This window comes from Micromonospora sp. IBSANI012 (assembly GCF_052814045.1).
Window position 1 is genome coordinate 5,193,762 of record NZ_CP199933.1, and the last position, 15,635, is coordinate 5,209,396.

Below are 15,635 nucleotides of genomic sequence, written 5' to 3' on the forward strand. Positions count from 1 at the left end.
GGATACCTCGGATTGCTGAAGCCCAGAGCAGCCGGACACTGTCTCACTGTATCCACAGTCTCACTGTAGTTAAGTTTTCACTGTGCTCACTTTGCCGGGTTGTCCGCTTGTCCTGATCATCTTCAGGCTGGAAACATGATCTCCGCTGAAGCCCAGGAGAGCCGATCATGCCAACCAGACCACCGCACTACCGGCGGGTCGCCGATGACATCGAGGCCAAGATTCGTTCTGGCGAGTACGGGCCTGGGCAACAACTGCCATCGGTTTCCGAGATCGGCGAGATTTACAACGTCGCTCGGTCAACCGCGTACCGGGCCGTCAAAGAACTGCACGAGCGGAACCTGATTTACGGGCAACAGGGTCAAGGCGTCTTCGTCGCCGAATCTGACTAGGTCGCACCTTCACCTGCAACGACCATCCGCGGGCGGTCAGCGGGCCTCCGGGTCCAGCCCCAGCACCGCCCGTCCCCCGTCGACCGGCAGGGTCACCCCGTTCACGAAGGTCGCCGAGAGCAGGTACGCCACAGCGTCCGCCACCTCGTCCACGCGACCGGTCCGCCCGACCGGATGCAACCGGGCCAGCTCCGCCTCGACCCACTCCACCTCGGCGGGCTCCCGTTCGGCCAGGAACGCGGCATGCCGCTCGGTGTGGATCGAGCCGAGCGCGACGGCGTTCGTGCGCACTCCCCGGGGCCCGTATTCGACGGCCAGCGCCCGGGTCAGCCCCTCGACGGCCGCCTTGGCGGTGGCGTACGGCAGGCAGCCCGGCACCGGCCGGCGGGCCTGGTGGGACGAGACGTTGACGATCGCGCCTCCGGTGCCGGCGGCGAGGAACCGGCGTACCGCCGTCGTCGCGCCGACCAGGGCCGGCCGCACGTTGAGCCCGATGAGGTCCCACACCTGCGCCGGCGGCGCGGAGTGCACCGAGGCGTCCCGGAACACCGCCGCGTTGTTGACCCAGCCCGCCAGCGGCGCGGCCCGCTCGGCCAGGTCGGCGGCGTGCCCGGCGACCTCTTCGTCCGCCGCGTCGCCGACCACCGGCACCAGCCGGTCGGCGGCGGGGTGCGCCGGCAACCAGCTCAGCGCGTCCGATTCCCGCTCGACGACGACCACCGTGCCGCCGGAGTCGAGCAGCCGCTCCGTCACGGCACGGCCAACGCCCCGGCCACCGCCGGTCACCACGTACGACATGACCCTCCCCATCCAGCAAGATCAGGGGCGGCGGTGCACGACCACGCTGGCCAGGCCCGGCCCGGCGTGGGCGGCGACCACCGCGCCGGCCTCGGAGACGTACGTGTCGTGCAGCCGGTCGCCGAGCCGCTCGGTGAGCGCCGCCAGCAGCTGCGCGGCCCGCTGCGGCGCGGCGAGGTGGTGCACCCCGAGGTCCACCTCGGCGTCGCCGGCCGCCTCGACCGCCAGGTCGACCAGGCGGGCCACGCCCCGGCTGGCGGTACGCACCTTGTCCCGCACCACGATCGCGCCGTCCGGCATGTGCATGATCGGCTTGACCGAGAGGGCGGTGCCGAGCAGGGCCTCGGCCGCGTTGATCCGGCCGCCCCGGCGGAGGAACTCCAGCGTGTCGACGTAGAAGTAGATGGTGGTGCGGTCGACGGCGTCCAGCGCGGCCTGCCGTACCTCGGGGAGGTCGGCGCCGGCCGCGGCGGCCGTGGCGGCGGCGAGCACCGGGAAGCCCAGGCCCATGCCGGTGGAGCGGCTGTCGACCACCTCGACCCGGTCGCCCAGCTCGGCGGCGGCCAGCTGGGCCGCCTCGACGGTGCCGGAGAGTTCCGCCGACAGGTGCACCGACACCACGGCGTCCGCGCCACCGTCGAGCAGTTCCCGGTACGTCCGCGCGAACTGCTCCGGGGCCGGGCGGGAGGTGCTGACCGAGACCCGCCGGCCGCCGAGCACCCGGGTGGCATCGGCGGGGAAGGTCTCGATCCCCTCCAGCCCCTCCGCGCCGTTGAGCACGACGGTCAGGGGCACCACGGTGAGCCGGTGCGCCCGCACCAGCTCGGGCGGGAGGTAGGCGGTGGAGTCGGTGACGACCGCGACGGGCATGCCCGGCACGCTAGCCGATGCCGCGACCGAGTGCCCGCGCCGGATGACTCAGACCGGCTCCCCGGGTGCCGGCCGGGTGATCAGCCCGACATTGTGGGCGCGCAGGTGCCAGCCCCGGACGTCGTCGTGGCGCAGCTCGGTCCAGTGGCAGTTGGCCAGGGAGCCGATGGTGCGCAGCACGGTGTGCTCCCAGCCGAGCAGCTGACCGACGCCCTGGCGGGCCGCGCCGCCGTGGGTGGCCACCACGATGGTGCCGCCGGGTACGAGGTCGGCCGCGTCCTGCAGCGCCGCGCCGACCCGCTTGCCGAGGTCGTCGAGGGTCTCGATCTCCGCGCCCGGGTCCGGGTCGCCGGCCCGCCAGCGCGCGTACTCCTCGGGGAAGCGGGCGGCGGCGTCGGTGAGGGCCAGGCCCTGCCAGCGGCCGAAGTGGCGCTCACGCAGCCGGGCGTCGGCGCGGACCGGAAGGCCGGTGAGGGCGGCGAGCGCGGCGGCGGTGGCGGTGGCCCGACTGAGGTCGGAGGCGACGATGGCGTCCGGACGCAGGGCCGCGAGCAGCGGCGCGGCACCGCGCGCCTGCTCGTGGCCCAGGTCGTTCAGCGCCACGTCGGTCTGCCCCTGGACGCGGCTGGCGGCGTTCCAGTCGGTGTTGCCGTGCCGCCAGACGATCAGGCGGGTCATTCCGCGCTGGCGGTGCCGGCGGAGGCGTCCGCCTCGACCAGGTCCCGATCCACGAACGGGATCTGGGGGCAGTCCTTCCAGAGCCGGTCGAGGGCGTAGAACTCCCGCTCCTCGGTGTGCTGCACGTGCACGACGATGTCGACGTAGTCGAGCAGCACCCAGCGGCCGCCCCGCTCGCCCTCGCGGCGCACCGGCTTGGCCTTCTCCGGCAGCTCGAGCAGCCGCTCCTCGATGGCGTCGACGATGGCCAGCACCTGACGCTCGTTGGGGGCCGCGGCGAGGACGAACGCGTCGGTGATGGCGAGTTGGTCGCCCACGTCGATGATGACGATGTCCTGCGCCTTCTTGTCGGCCGCGGCCTGGGCGGCGGCCATCGCCAGCTCGTGAGCGCGTTCGGAAACTGTCACCGTTCTCCTTCGATCAACCGTACGACCCTCCAAGCGTCTCATACCCGGGGGCACGACGACTTGTCAGTTCTGGTCGATTATCCGGACAGACCCTCACATACCAGGCCCAGTCACTGCTGGTAGAGCCGGCGTTTCGCGATGTACTGCACCACACCGTCCGGCAGCAGGTACCAGACCGGCTCCCCCCGGGCCACCCGCTCGCGGCAGTCGGTGGAGGAGATCGCCATCGCCGGGACCTGCACCAGGCTCACCGTGTCGGCGGGCAGGTGCTTGTCGGTGAGCTCGAACCCGGGGCGGGTCACCCCGATGAAATGGGCCAGCTCGAAGATCTCGTCCAGGTCCTTCCAGGAGAGGATCTTCTCCAGCGCGTCCGCGCCGGTGATGAAGTAGAGCTGCACCTTCGGGCCGTACTCGGCGTGCAGGTCGCGCAGGGTGTCGACGGTGTAGGTGGGGCCAGTGCGGTCGATGTCCACCCGGCTGACCTGGAAACGCGGGTTGGAGGCGGTGGCGATCACCGTCATCAGGTAGCGGTCCTCGGCGGGGCTGACCGGCTCGTCCGCCTTCTGCCACGGCTGACCGGTCGGGACGAAGACCACCTCGTCCAGGCCGAACCGGTCCGCCACCTCGCTGGCCGCCACGAGGTGCCCGTGGTGGATCGGGTCGAAGGTGCCGCCCATGATGCCGATCCGCCGGATGTCTTCCTCCACCCGACGATCGTAGGCCGGGGACGGCCGGCGGCCCGTCGGGGCCGCCGCGCCGTCCCAACCTCCGGCCCGACTCAGGCCGACGCGGCGGCCACCGCCGTCCGCGCGACCAGCGCGCGGCGCAGGTCGTCGTCCAGGTCGGTGACCCAGCGGCGCAGCCCGGGCGTCAGGTCGTCGCGGGCCAGCAGCGCCGCGGCCAACTCCCGGGTGGGTTGCGCCACGGCGTACCGGGGGAACGCCAGGGTGGTCACCCGGTCGGCCGTCCAGGCGGTACGCAGCCGCGCGGCCGCCGGCATGTCGGCGAAGTACCGCTCGACGTACGGCGCGGTCAGCTCGGCCTGCTCGGGCTGCCAGAAGCCCTCGGCGGTCGCCTCGACCAGCCGGTTGGACAGTTCGGTGCTGGTGGTGACGATCTCCCAGGCGACCCGCTTGCCCTCGGCGTCCGGCAGCGCCGCCCGGCAGCACGCGGCCCGTTCCGCCCCGGTGGCGCTGCGGTCGGCGGCCGCCTGCGCGGCGATCTCCGGCTCGCCCGCCGCACCCAGCACCACCAGCCGCAGTAGCAGTGCCCAGCGCAGGTCGGTGTCCACCGCCAGCCCTTCCGGCACCCCGTCCCCGGCCAGCCAGCCGGCGAGCAGCCCGGTGTCGGTGCTGGCGGCGATCAGGCCCCGCGCGGCGGCGAGCTGCAACGAGCCGCCGGCCGGCGCCCCGGCGAGCAGCGCGGCGCACGCCCCGGCGACCCGCAGCAGCGCGGCCTCGCGGGCCAGTGGGTCGAGGTAGCGGTCGATCAGGCCGCGGCTCAGCGTGAGCACGTCCTCGGCGATGATCACCTCGGTCTCGGCGGGCAGCGCCGCCGTGATCAGCGCGACCACGGCGGCGACCGGGCGCTCGCCGTCCCGGGCGGCGTCCAGCGCCTCACCCCAGAGCAGCGCCCGGGCGAGCGGATCGCCCAGCCCCGGCAGCACCATCGGCACCGCGTCGGCGGAGGCGGCGTCGAGGCGGATCTTGGCGAAGGTCAGGTCGCCGTCGTTGGGCAGCAGCAGGCCGGTGGCGGGCTCGCCGATCAGCGCGGTCAGCTCGGTACGGCCCTTGTCGGTGTCCGGGTCGAGGTCCACCTCGAGGCGGTGCACCGTGCCGTCGGGGGCGTACCGGCCCACGCCGACCCGGTGCGGGCGCAGCACGGGGTGGGCGTCCGGAGCGGTCTGCACCAGGGCGGCGTCGACCCAGCGGCCGTTGGCGTCCACCGCCGTCTCCATCCGCAGCGTGTTGACCTGGGGGCGGCGCAGCCAGCGCTCCGCCCAGTCGGTGAGGTCCCGGCCGCTGGCCGAGCTGAGGCTGGCCAGCAGGTCGGCCAGGGTGGCGTTGCCGAACCGGTGGGCGGCGAAGTGGGCGTTCAGGCCGGCCAGGAAGGCCTCGTCGCCGAGCCAGGCGACCAGCTGCCGCAGCACGCTGGCGCCCTTGGCGTACGAGATGCCGTCGAAGTTGAGCAGGCCCTGGGCGGCGTCGCGGACCTCCTCCGGGGCCACCGGGTGGGTGGAGGGACGCTGGTCGGCGGTGTATCCCCAGGCCTTGCGGCGCATCGCGAAGGTCGTCCAGGCCTGGTCGAAGCGGGTCGCCTCGGCGGTCACCCGGGTGCCCAGGTACTCCGCGAACGACTCGTTCAGCCACAGGTCGTCCCACCACCGCATGGTCACCAGGTCGCCGAACCACATGTGCGCCATCTCGTGGGCGATGGTGGTGGCCCGCAGCTCCCGCTGGGTGTCCGTGACCGCCGACCGGAAGACGTAGTCGTCCCGGAGGGTGACCAGGCCCGGGTTCTCCATCGCGCCGGCGTTGAACTCCGGCACGAACGCCTGGTCGTACTTGGCGAACGGGTAGCGCTCGGCGAAGAGCTGGTGGAAGCGGTCGAAGCACTGCCGGGTGACGGTGAGGATCTCGTCGATGTCGGCGTCCAGGTGCTCGGCCAGGGAACGCCGGCAGTAGACGCCGAGCGGGATGCCGTCGTGCTCGGCCCGACGCACGTGCCAGGGGCCGGCGATCAGCGAGACGAAGTACGTGGCCAGCGGCGCGGTCGGGGCGAACTCCCAGCGCCCCGGCCGGGGGTTGGCGGCGAGCTGCCCGTTGGCGGCGACCGTCCACTCCGGCGGCGCGGTGACGGACAGGGTCACCGGCGCCTTCAGGTCGGGCTGGTCGAAGGCGGCGAAGAGCCGCTGCACGTCGTCCAGGAAGGACATCGCGTAGAGGTAGGTCTCGCCGTCGGCCGGGTCGACGAAGCGGTGCATCCCCTCGCCGGTGTTCGAGTACGCCATCTCGGCGGTGACCGTCAGTGTGTTCTCCTCGGTCAGCCCGGTCAGCGGCAGCCGGTTGTCGGCCAGCGAGTCCGGGTCGAGGTCCCGGTCGTTGAGGCGCGTCCCGAGCAGTCGGGCGGGTTTGACCTCGACGAAGGTGTCGGCACCGGGGGTGGCCCGGAACCGGATGGTGGCGGTGGAGCGGAACCGCTCGGCGCCGCCGCTCAGGTCGAGGTCCACCTCGTAGGACTCGACGGTGATCAGCGCGCGACGCGCGGTCGCCTCTACACGGGTCAGGCTCGGCATCCGCTTATCCTGCCCGACGGGGAACCGGACGGGCTCCCCATGCTGCGCGGTGATGGAGGACGAACAATGGGTCAGCACCCCAAGGGCGATTTCGACCTGTCCCGGGCGGTCTGGCAGCGAGCCGAGGGCGACACCTCCGACAGCGCGGTCGAGGTGGCCTTCGTCGACGACCTGATCGGCATGCGCAACTCCGCCGAGCCGGACGGGCCGGTGCTGGTTTTCACCCAGGCCGAGTGGGACGCCTTCGTCGCGGGCGCGCAGGACGGCGAGTTCGACCTGGACTGAGCGCCGCGCGCCGCGGGCCGGGGCGCGCCTGGCTCGACGTCGGGTCGGCGGCCCGGCGGTGTCGCCCGCCATCGGGACACCGCCGGTCGCCGGCCCGCCGCGGTTCACCCGTCGCCCTCGCCCCAGCCGAGGCCACCGGGGCCCGCGGCGTGGTGGAAGCCCGGATGGCCGGCCACGTCGGCGCAGCGCTCACCGTCCGGCCCCGGCGCGCCACAGAAGAGCCGCTCGGCCCGGTGCCAGGCGTCGGCCGGTGAGAGGGCTGCCGCGCCGAGCACCAGCTCCGGGCGGAGCAGGCTCAACGCCTCGGCGTACGCGACGGCGAGGTCCCGGGCCTGCTCCGGCCCGTCCGCCTCGAAGCCGAGGTGGGCGGTGAAGCGCCGGGGCGGCCGGGGCGCCCGCCGGGCGGCGGTGATCAGCGGTGAGCCGTCGGCTCCGCCGGACCGGCCGCTCCCGAACGCCTCGACCACCCGCCGCTGCCGCCAGTACGGCGGCCTGTTGTCCCGCATCGGCCCTCCCCGTCGTCACGCCGGCCGCACACCCGTGGCCGGCCCGGAGACGAGGAAACCAGGTTTCCGGCGTCCTGGGAGGGGCCAGCGGACGGCTCGTCGACTGGCCCACACCCCCGGGCCGCACCGACGCCGGCCCGGGCGGGATTCAGTGGCTCCGACCTGGGTAACGCCATCCGGTCGACCAGTGCGGCCGGCCGCTGTCACCCGCGTCAGGAGAGTCCGATGGTCACCACTCCCGTCGACCGCAGCCCGGAGGGCACCCTGGCGTTCCTGCGCGAGGGATACCGGTACATCGGCTCCCGCTGCGACCGCTACGGCAGCGACATCTTCCAGGCCCGGCTGCTGCTGGAACGGACGATCTGCCTGCGCGGCCGGCCGGCGGCGGTGCTCTTCTACGACCCGGATCGGTTCCAGCGCGACGGCGCGATGCCCCTGCGGGGCCAGCGGACGCTGACCGGCCGGGGTGGCGTGCAGGGGCTGGACGGGCCGGCGCACACCGACCGCAAGGGCATGTTCCTGTCGATCATGACGCCGAGCGCGGTGCGGCAGCTCGGGCAGCTCTTCGCCGACGAGTGGACCGCCCGCATCCCCGTGTGGGAGCGGTCCGGCCCGGTGGTCCTCTACGACGAGGTCGGCCGGATGCTGACCCGGGCGGTCTGCGCCTGGGCGGGTGTCCCGCTGGCCAGCAGCGAGGTGGTCCGGCGCACCGACCAGCTGCACGCGATGATCGACGGGCCGGTGGCGCTCGGGCCCCGGCACTGGCGCGGGCTGCTCGGCCGCCGCCGGGGCGAACGGTGGGCCGGCGACGTGGTGGAGCGGGCCCGGGTCGGCACGCTGACCGCGCCGGAGGGCAGCGCGCTGCGGGCGATCGCCGAGCACCGGGACGCCCAGGGCCGGCTGCTGCCCCGCCGGATCGCCGCGGTGGAGCTGCTCAACGTGCTGCGCCCCACCGTCGCCGTCGACCGGTACGTGGTCTTCGCCGCCCTGGCCCTGCACGACCACCCGACCTGGCGGGAGCGGGTCCGGGCCGGCGACGAGGCCACCGAGTGCTTCGTGCAGGAGGTCCGCCGCTACTACCCGTTCTTCCCGGTCGCCGCCGCCCGGGTCCGGCGCTCCTTCGACTGGCAGGGCCACCACTTCCCGCGCGGCCGGCGGGTGGTGCTCGACCTGTACGGCACCAACCACCACCCCGACCTCTGGCCCGAGCCGGAACGGTTCCGCCCGGAACGCTTCGCCGGCTGGCGCGACGACCCGTACGGCTTCGTGCCGCAGGGCGGCGGCGAGCACCTGGGCGGGCACCGCTGCGCCGGTGAGTGGATCACCATCGAGCTGATGAAGCGCGCGGTCACCCTGCTGACCACCGCCATGCGGTACGTGGTGCCACCGCAGAACCTGGCGCTGAACCTGGGCCGGATGCCGACCCTGCCGCCCAGCGGCTTCGTCATCGACGACGTGCGCCGCACCGACTGAGCCCCGGCCGGTCCGCCCGACGGTCAGTCGGCGACCACCAGGGCCTGCGGGGCGGCCTGCTTCATCCGGGTCCGCAGCCACTTGAGCTGGTTCGCCGTCTCCCCCTCGCAGGCCCGCACCACCGCCAGCAGCTCCTCGTCCCGGACCCCGTACGCGGCCTGGCCCACCACGGTCCAGCTGATGTCGCACTCCGCGGCCATCAGGTAGAGGTCCTGGAGGTCGCGCAGCAGCCCGATGCCGCCGGTGCGGGTGCCGGCGAAGAGGTCGGAGTGCAGCCGGTCCGGTTCGGCGGGGGCGTCCTCGGCGTACCGGCGGGCGAACGGCACCAGCCGCTCCGCGTGCCCGCGGCACTGGGTGGCCAGCTTCTGGCAGCTGTGGAAGACGTCCGGCTCGTCGCGGTGTGCCGTGCCGACCTCCTCGTAGGCGTCGCCGAGCCGGCACTGGGCCTTGTGCAGCAGGCCGAGATAGTGCGCCAGATGCATCTCACGCCACCTCCGAGTGCGCGTCGGCCGCCGGTCCGCCGACCGTGGCCGGGACGTCGGCGCCCGCCACCGGGGCCGGCCCGCCGACCGTCGGCGCGGGTGAGGGTCGGCCGCCGGAGTCCGCCTCGCGGACCACCCGCACGGCGGCCACCTTGAAGATCGGCTGCTTGGAGACCGGATCCCAGGCGGTGATGGTCAGCTCGTTCGCCGCCCGGGTGTGGCCGTCGGCGTCCGGCGCGTCCCAGTAGCCGTAGTGGAAGGGGACGAAGACCACGCCGGGGCGTACCCCGCAGATCCGGGCCCGGCCCCGGACGGCGCCGCGCGGCGACTCGACCCGGACCAGGTCGCCCTCCCGCACGCCGAGCCGGTCCGCGTCGGCCGCGCTCAGCTCGACCCAGGTCTCCGGCGCGGCGTCCGCCAGCTGCGGCGCCCGGCCGGTCTTGGTACGGGTGTGGAACTGGTAGACGGTCCGGCCGGTGGTGAGCAGCAGCGGGTACTCGTCGCTGGGCACCTCGGGCGACGGCTGGTACGGCACCGCGTGCAGGAACGCCCGGCCGCCGGGCTGCTTGGCGCGGTACTCGTCCGGCAGCAGCTCCGCCCCGGTGACCAGGTCGTGGCCGTACGTCTCGCAGTAGTCCGGGTCGGTGTTGAACACCCCGTCGGTGTAAAGCCGTTCGGTGCCGTCCGGGCGCTCGTCCGTGCACGGCCACTGGATGCCGCCGGCGCGCAGCCGCTCGTAGGTGATCGCGGTGTAGTCGCAGGGCCGGCCGCGCGAGCACTCCTTCCACGCCTCGAAGACCTCCTCCGGCCCCGTCCAGCGGATCAGCGGGTCGCCATCCGAGTCCCGGAAGTCCATCCGCCGGGCGTAGTCGAGGAAGATGTCCAGGTCGGCGCGGGCCTCGCCGGGCGGGTCGACCGCCTTCTCGGAGATGTGCACGGTCCGGTCCACGCTGGTGAAGGTGCCGGTCTTCTCACCCCAGGTGGCGGCGGGGAGCACCACGTCGGCCAGCTCGGCGGTCTCGGTGCGGAAGAGGTCCTGGACCACCAGGAACAGCTCCGGCTTCGCCAGGATCCGGCGGATCCGGGCCAGGTCGGGCAGGCTGACCGCCGGATTGGTGGCCGAGACCCAAAGCAGCTTGATCGAGCCCTGCTCGGCGTACCGGAAGATCTGCATGGCGTGCGTCGGCGGCGACCAGTGCGGGATGGTGTCGACCTCGACGTTCCACAGCCGGGCCAGCTCGGCCACGTGCTCCTCGTTCTCCCAGTTGCGCAGGCCGGGCAGGTCGCCGTCGGCGCCGCACTCCCGGTTGTTCTGCGCGGTCGGCTGGCCGTTCATCTGGTAGAGCCCCGCCCCCGGCCGGCCGATCATGCCCCGGATCAGGTGCAGGTTGTTCACCTGGCAGGCCGCCGCCGTGGCCTGGTTGGACTGGTAGAAGCCCTGGAGCACGGTGGAGAGCAGCCGGGACGACTGCCCGAGCAGTTCGGCGGCCCGCTCGATGTCCCGCGCCGGCAGGTCGCAGATCTCGGCGACCGTCGGCACCGGGTAGTCCTCGACCACCCGGCACAGCTCCTCGAAGCCGATCGTGTGCGCCCGGACGTACTCCTCGTCGTACCAGCCCCGGTGGATCAGCTCACGGAGCAGGCCGTTGAGCAGCGCCATGTTGGTGCCGTTGCGTAGCGCCAGGTGCACGTCGGCCTCCCGGGCCACCGGGGTGGCGCGCGGGTCGACCGCGAGCATCGCCGGCGGGTTCGGCCCGCGCCGGCGGTCCAGCATCCGCATCCACAGCACCGTCTGGGTCTCCGCGACGTTGTGCCCCCAGAGGGCGATCGCGTCGCAGTGGTCCACGTCGGTGTACGAGCCGGGCTGCCCGTCGGTGCCGAAGCTCGCCTTCATCGCGGCGGCGGCGGTGGCGGTGCAGAGCCGGGTGTTGCCGTCCATGTGCGGGGTGCCGATGCCGGCCTTCCCGATCACGCTGAGCGTGTAGTACTCCTCGAGGAAGAGTTGCCCGCTGGTGTAGAAGCCGAAGTGGCCCCAGCCGCCCGGCCCGTCCAGCAGCCCCTTCGAGCGGGCCACGATCCGCCCCATCGCCGTGTCCCAGTCGGTCTCGACCAGCCGGTCACCCTCGCGGACCAGGGGACGGCGCAGCCGGTCCGGACTGTGGTTGGCCTGCCAGCCGTACAGGTCCTTGGGATCGACCCGGCCGTGGTTGATCCGGTCCCCGGCCCGGCCCCGGACCCCGATGATCCGGCCGTCCCGCACGGCGATGTCCATCGCGTCGCCGTTCGAGTGCAGGATGGAGGCCGTCGGCACCCAGCGCTGCACGTCCGCCTCGGTGTGCCCGTCGGCCAGGAAGCTGTCGACCCGCACCGGCCACGGCTGTCCCGGCCCGTACGGCGTGCGCGGCCCCCACGGGTCGGCGATCCGGTCCACCATCTCTCAGCCCTCCTCCGCTTCCCCACAGCTCATGACGGCCCCCCGCCACAGCGGCATCTGCCGGCCGGTGGCCCGGTTGAACAGCAGATCCACCAGCGTCACCAGCAGCACGGCGGCGCCGGCGATCACCAGCTGCGTCGGGGTGCGCAGCAACCCCAGCGCGACGATCAGCGTGGTGGCGCCGGCCGGCGGGTGGGCGGCGTCGAGCAGGGCCAGCACCGCCGCGGTGACCGCCAGCGAGCCGGCGGCGGCGACGATCCGCGGCACCGAGACGCCCTCCTGGAGCGCGGACGGGTGGTCGGTCAACCCGGTCAGTTCCAGGAGGGCGTACCCGGCGAGCAACGCCACCAGGTGGCCGATCACGGTGTTGCGCGGCGACGACTCCGGCCGGCCGGGCTGCTCCACGTGCAGCATCACCGCCGGTCCGAGGCTCGGGAAGAGCCACGGCTGCCGGGTCAGCAGGGCGACCGTGCCGGCCACCACCAGGGCGACGGCGCTGCCGCCGAAGGCCCGCGTCGCGTCGGCGGCGCGGAACGGGGTCTCATCGGTCTCGCCGGCCATGTCGGCTGCTGTACCCCGGTCGCCCGGCGACGAATCGACGCACGCGCACGCCGGTCAGGCCATCGCCGGGTGCAGGACGCTGCGCAGGCAGGCGTCCTGCTTCTTCTCGAAGATCTCGTAGCCGCGCACGCCCTCCTCCAGCGACATTGGGTGGGTGGCCAGGTAGCCGGGGTCGATCTCGCCGGCGGCGAGGCGGTCCAGCAGCATCGGGATGTAGCGCTGGGCGTGCATCTGCCCCATCCGCAGCACCAGGGCCTTGTTCATCGCCGCGCCGAGCGGGAACTTGTCGACCAGCCCGCCGTAGACGCCGACGATGCTCACCGTGCCGCCCTTGCGGCAGGCCATGATCGCCTGGCGGACGGAGGTGGGCCGGTCGGTGGTCAGCCGGGCGCTCTGCTTGGCCTTGTCGTAGGCGTACGCCGGGCCGACGTCGTGCGCCTCCATGCCGACCGCGTCGATGCAGGCGTCCGGGCCCCGGCCCGCGGTCATCTCCCGCAGCGCCTCCAGCACGTCGGTCTCGGCGTAGTTGATCGTCTCCACCCCGAGCCGGTCGGCGGCCGTGGCGAGCCGCTCCGGCAGCCGGTCGATGACGATGACCCGCCCGGCGCCGAGCAGCTGGGCGGCGCGGGCGGCCATCTGACCCACCCCGCCGGCGCCCCAGACCGCCACCACCTCGCCGCCGGAGAGACCGCAGAAGTCGGCCCCCATCCAGCCGGTGGGCATGGCGTCGGAGGCGAAGACCACGGCGTCGTCGGGCACCCCGGCGGGGACCTTGAACGCGCCGATGTCACCGAACGGCACCCGGATGTACTCGGCGTGGCTGCCGGAGTAGCCGCCGCCGGCGTGCGAGTAGCCGAGGATGCCGGCCGGCGAGTGGCCCCACAGCTTCTCCGGCATGACCGGCTGCGGGTTGGAGTTGTCGCAGAGCGAGAACTGCTCGGTGCGGCAGTACCAGCAGCCGCCGCAGGCCACCACCGAGCCGACCACCACCCGGTCGCCGACGCGCAGCCGGCCTACGCCCGGCCCGGTCTCCACCACCTCGCCCATGAACTCGTGGCCGAGGATGTCGCCCTCCCGCATCGCCGGCAGGAAGCCGTTGATCAGGTGCAGGTCGGAGCCGCAGACGCTGCTGGCCCGGACCTTGACGATGATGTCCCCCTCGGCCCGGACGCGCGGCTCGGGCACGTCCCGGACCGCCAGCTTGCCGACCCCTTCCCAGCACAGCGCCCTCACGCCCGTCCTCCCGTCGTCAGCCGCTCGCGGACCTGGTCGGTCGCGGCCTCCTGCGCGGGGCTGCGCCCGGAGGGGTCGCGCCGGGTGTCGATCACCTGGCCGGCCTCGATCAGCGACTTGATCCGCCGCAGCGCGTCGCGCAGCGCCAGGTCGGGTTCGTCGCCGCGGGCCAGGGCCAGCAGCCGGCCCAGCGGGCCGCCGGTGCGGTAGCGCAGCTCCGCCCGGATCTCGGTGCCCCGGTCCTGCGGCGCGGGGGCCAGGTCCACGTGTCCCTGCTGCGGCACCGGGCCGTCGGTGACCCGCCAGCTGAGCCGGCCCGGACCGTCGACGCTGATCTCGGCCCGCCATTCGGTGCCGCCACCGGCGGGGTCGCTGGCGACGCAGCGCCACCGGTTCTCGTCGAGCTGTTCGAGGGTGGCCCACTCGGCCAGGGCCCGGTCCAGTCGTTCCCGGTCGGTCCAGAAGCCGATGACGGCGTCCATCGGCCGGTCCACGGTGATCCCCCGGCGCACCACGTACCAGCCGCCCTGCCGGTCCGGCTGGTGCCGGCGGCGCCGCCGGGCCACCAGCCGGCCGACCCCGACCGCGGTCGCCGTGGTGGCGCCGAGCAGCACCCACCTCGTTCCGTTGCTGGTCATCACGTCTCCTCCGCCCGAGCGCCCGGAGATGGCGCCCGCATCCCGGTGCGCTACCCGGCGTGAACGCGTCGAAACGCCCCGTTTGATCCCTCAGGTTCCGGGCATGCCGTCCCGAACACCGTTTTCCGGGAGGCGGCGTTGCCCTTCGACGCGAGCGCGTACGGCCGGCACATCCCCGCGGACGGCTACGACCTGGCGTTCGCCCACCTCTCCCCCGACGCGGCCGTGGACCGCCTGGCGGCGCCGGGCCGCCCACTTCGAACACACCCTCCGCCGCCGCCTCACCGCGCGCTGATCCCCGGCGCCCGCACTGGCGCGGACGCGGAGCGGATTCAGCCGTCAAAGACAACTCGCGGCCACGTCCCGGCGGAAGCCGGGAGTGGCCGCGAGCTGCGGTGTACGACGTAGGTGCCCCAGGTCAGTACCGCACCTGTTCGCGGGACTGCTGCGCCTGGTCCTTCACGTCCTGGGCGGCCGACTTGCTGTCGTCCTTGACGGCGTGGACGGCGTCCTGGGCGGTGGCCTTCACCGACTCGGTGGCCCGCTGCGCGGGCTCGCGCAGCTCCTCCTTGATCTCGCTGGCGACCTCGCCCAGCTTCTCCTTCACCACCCCGCTGTGCTCGGTGGCCTTCTCCTTGACCTGGGCGGCCAGCTCCTGCTCCCGCCGGGTGGCCGGGATCAGCGAGGACACCAGCATGCCGACGCCGAAGGCGATCAGGCCGGCGGCCACCGGGTTGCCCTCGGACTTCTGCCGGATCACCTGCGGCGCCCGCTGCGCGGCGTCACCGACGGTCGAGGCGGCCGAGTGGGCCTTGTCGCTGACGGTCGAGGCGGCGGAGTGGGCCTTGTCGCTGACGGTGGAGGCCGCCGAGGAGGTACGGTCGCCGACCGAGTGGGCGGCGTGGCCGGTGCTGTGGCCGAGGTCGGAAGCGCTACCCATAACCTTTTCCCTCACATTCTGCAGCGCGCTACGCACCCGCTGCTTACGGTCGTCGACGATGCGGCCGGGGCTGACCTTGTACGCCAGCGCGTCCACGTCGGAGCTCAGGCTGTTGCGGGTCGCCTCGATCTCCCGGCGGATCTGGTCGGGATCGGTGCTCATCGGGTGACTCCCTCCGGGTGGGGCTTCAGCGCGTCGGGGATGCGCTGCACGCTGTCGTTGGTCTGCTTGAGGCCGCGAATCCGCTCGGCGTTCTTCTTGGCCATGGAGTAGAGGACGGCGGCGATGACCGCCCAGATCACGGCGACGATCAGCGCGGCCAGGCCCGAATCCATCACGTTGTCCAGGGCCTGCCACAGCGCGATGGACAGGAACAGCGCCACCATGTAGCCGCCGAAGCCGGCGCCGCCGAAGAGACCGGCGGCCTTGCCCGCCTTCTTCCCCTCCTGGCGGATCTCGGCCTTGGCCAGGTCCACCTCCTGCCGCATCAGGGTGGACAGGTCGGTGGTGACCTGACGCATCAGCTCACCGAGGGAGCTGCCCCTGACCTCGTCCGCGGTGTGCGGCGCACCCGCGGGGTGGTACCCGGAGTCCAGTCCGGACCCCTGCGTCGGCATGCTCATGCCGCCGCCTCCCTTCGGAT

The 15,635-nt window shown here is 73.4% G+C and carries 17 protein-coding genes; 3 read left to right on the forward strand and 14 right to left on the reverse strand.

From position 1 onward, the window contains the following. The first annotated feature begins 167 nt into the window (after positions 1-167). Entirely contained in the window at positions 168-392 is a 225-nt protein-coding gene (locus ACTWM8_RS23935) for a GntR family transcriptional regulator (protein ID WP_446210981.1), read from the forward strand. 36 nt (positions 393-428) lie between these two features. On the opposite strand, the gene ACTWM8_RS23940 is transcribed toward ACTWM8_RS23935, so the two are convergent. From ACTWM8_RS23940 to pepN, 6 genes are all read right to left on the reverse strand, one after another. Then, positions 429-1,190: an SDR family NAD(P)-dependent oxidoreductase gene (locus tag ACTWM8_RS23940; RefSeq protein ID WP_446210982.1), complete on the reverse strand. Its 762-nt coding sequence runs from the start codon at positions 1,188-1,190 to the stop codon at positions 429-431. 21 nt (positions 1,191-1,211) lie between these two features. Beyond that, positions 1,212-2,060, reverse strand: coding sequence for a DegV family protein (locus ACTWM8_RS23945; protein ID WP_446210983.1), 849 nt, complete (start codon positions 2,058-2,060; stop codon positions 1,212-1,214). A 48-nt stretch (positions 2,061-2,108) separates the two neighbouring features. Then, positions 2,109-2,738 (reverse strand): histidine phosphatase family protein, encoded by a 630-nt coding sequence (locus ACTWM8_RS23950; protein ID WP_446210984.1) that lies wholly within the window; start codon positions 2,736-2,738, stop codon positions 2,109-2,111. After that, positions 2,735-3,145: a ribosome silencing factor gene (rsfS, locus tag ACTWM8_RS23955; RefSeq protein ID WP_446210985.1), complete on the reverse strand. Its 411-nt coding sequence runs from the start codon at positions 3,143-3,145 to the stop codon at positions 2,735-2,737. Before rsfS ends, ACTWM8_RS23950 begins: the two co-directional genes overlap by 4 nt. Positions 3,146-3,255: 110 nt before the next feature. After that, positions 3,256-3,852, reverse strand: a complete 597-nt coding sequence (gene nadD / locus ACTWM8_RS23960; protein WP_357921847.1) for a nicotinate-nucleotide adenylyltransferase — start codon at positions 3,850-3,852, stop codon at positions 3,256-3,258. A gap of 71 nt (positions 3,853-3,923) precedes the next feature. Next, on the reverse strand, positions 3,924-6,440 hold the full coding sequence (pepN, locus tag ACTWM8_RS23965; protein ID WP_446210986.1) for an aminopeptidase N: 2,517 nt from the start codon (positions 6,438-6,440) through the stop codon (positions 3,924-3,926). 66 nt (positions 6,441-6,506) lie between these two features. Between pepN and ACTWM8_RS23970 the strand changes: the two genes are divergently transcribed. Next, positions 6,507-6,725: a DUF397 domain-containing protein gene (locus ACTWM8_RS23970; protein ID WP_067312494.1), complete on the forward strand. Its 219-nt coding sequence runs from the start codon at positions 6,507-6,509 to the stop codon at positions 6,723-6,725. Positions 6,726-6,829: 104 nt separating this feature from the next. Here the strand turns inward: ACTWM8_RS23970 and ACTWM8_RS23975 are convergent, their stop codons facing one another. Continuing rightward, entirely contained in the window at positions 6,830-7,231 is a 402-nt protein-coding gene (locus ACTWM8_RS23975; RefSeq protein ID WP_172894237.1) for a hypothetical protein, read from the reverse strand. A 225-nt stretch (positions 7,232-7,456) separates the two neighbouring features. Between ACTWM8_RS23975 and ACTWM8_RS23980 the strand changes: the two genes are divergently transcribed. Beyond that, complete coding sequence (locus ACTWM8_RS23980) at positions 7,457-8,704, forward strand: cytochrome P450 (protein WP_446210987.1); 1,248 nt, start codon at positions 7,457-7,459, stop codon at positions 8,702-8,704. 23 nt (positions 8,705-8,727) lie between these two features. On the opposite strand, the gene ACTWM8_RS23985 is transcribed toward ACTWM8_RS23980, so the two are convergent. The 7 genes from ACTWM8_RS23985 to ACTWM8_RS24015 all read right to left on the reverse strand — a co-directional run bounded on the left by ACTWM8_RS23985 (position 8,728) and on the right by ACTWM8_RS24015 (position 15,615). After that, entirely contained in the window at positions 8,728-9,186 is a 459-nt protein-coding gene (locus ACTWM8_RS23985) for a hypothetical protein (protein WP_446210988.1), read from the reverse strand. A 1-nt stretch (position 9,187) separates the two neighbouring features. Then, positions 9,188-11,620 (reverse strand): molybdopterin oxidoreductase family protein, encoded by a 2,433-nt coding sequence (locus ACTWM8_RS23990; RefSeq protein WP_446210989.1) that lies wholly within the window; start codon positions 11,618-11,620, stop codon positions 9,188-9,190. 3 nt (positions 11,621-11,623) lie between these two features. Next, positions 11,624-12,181, reverse strand: a complete 558-nt coding sequence (locus ACTWM8_RS23995) for an HPP family protein (protein ID WP_446210990.1) — start codon at positions 12,179-12,181, stop codon at positions 11,624-11,626. A 54-nt stretch (positions 12,182-12,235) separates the two neighbouring features. Next, positions 12,236-13,414 carry a zinc-dependent alcohol dehydrogenase gene (locus ACTWM8_RS24000; RefSeq protein ID WP_446210991.1) on the reverse strand — a complete coding sequence of 393 codons (1,179 nt, stop codon included), beginning with the start codon at positions 13,412-13,414 and terminating at the stop codon, positions 12,236-12,238. Next, on the reverse strand, positions 13,411-14,052 hold the full coding sequence (locus tag ACTWM8_RS24005) for an SRPBCC family protein (protein WP_446210992.1): 642 nt from the start codon (positions 14,050-14,052) through the stop codon (positions 13,411-13,413). The genes ACTWM8_RS24000 and ACTWM8_RS24005 overlap by 4 nt, the downstream gene beginning before the upstream one ends. A 418-nt stretch (positions 14,053-14,470) precedes the next feature. Next, entirely contained in the window at positions 14,471-15,154 is a 684-nt protein-coding gene (locus tag ACTWM8_RS24010; RefSeq protein ID WP_377610450.1) for a DUF3618 domain-containing protein, read from the reverse strand. Continuing rightward, positions 15,151-15,615: a phage holin family protein gene (locus ACTWM8_RS24015; RefSeq protein WP_446210993.1), complete on the reverse strand. Its 465-nt coding sequence runs from the start codon at positions 15,613-15,615 to the stop codon at positions 15,151-15,153. The genes ACTWM8_RS24010 and ACTWM8_RS24015 overlap by 4 nt, the downstream gene beginning before the upstream one ends. Positions 15,616-15,635: the final 20 nt, after the last annotated feature.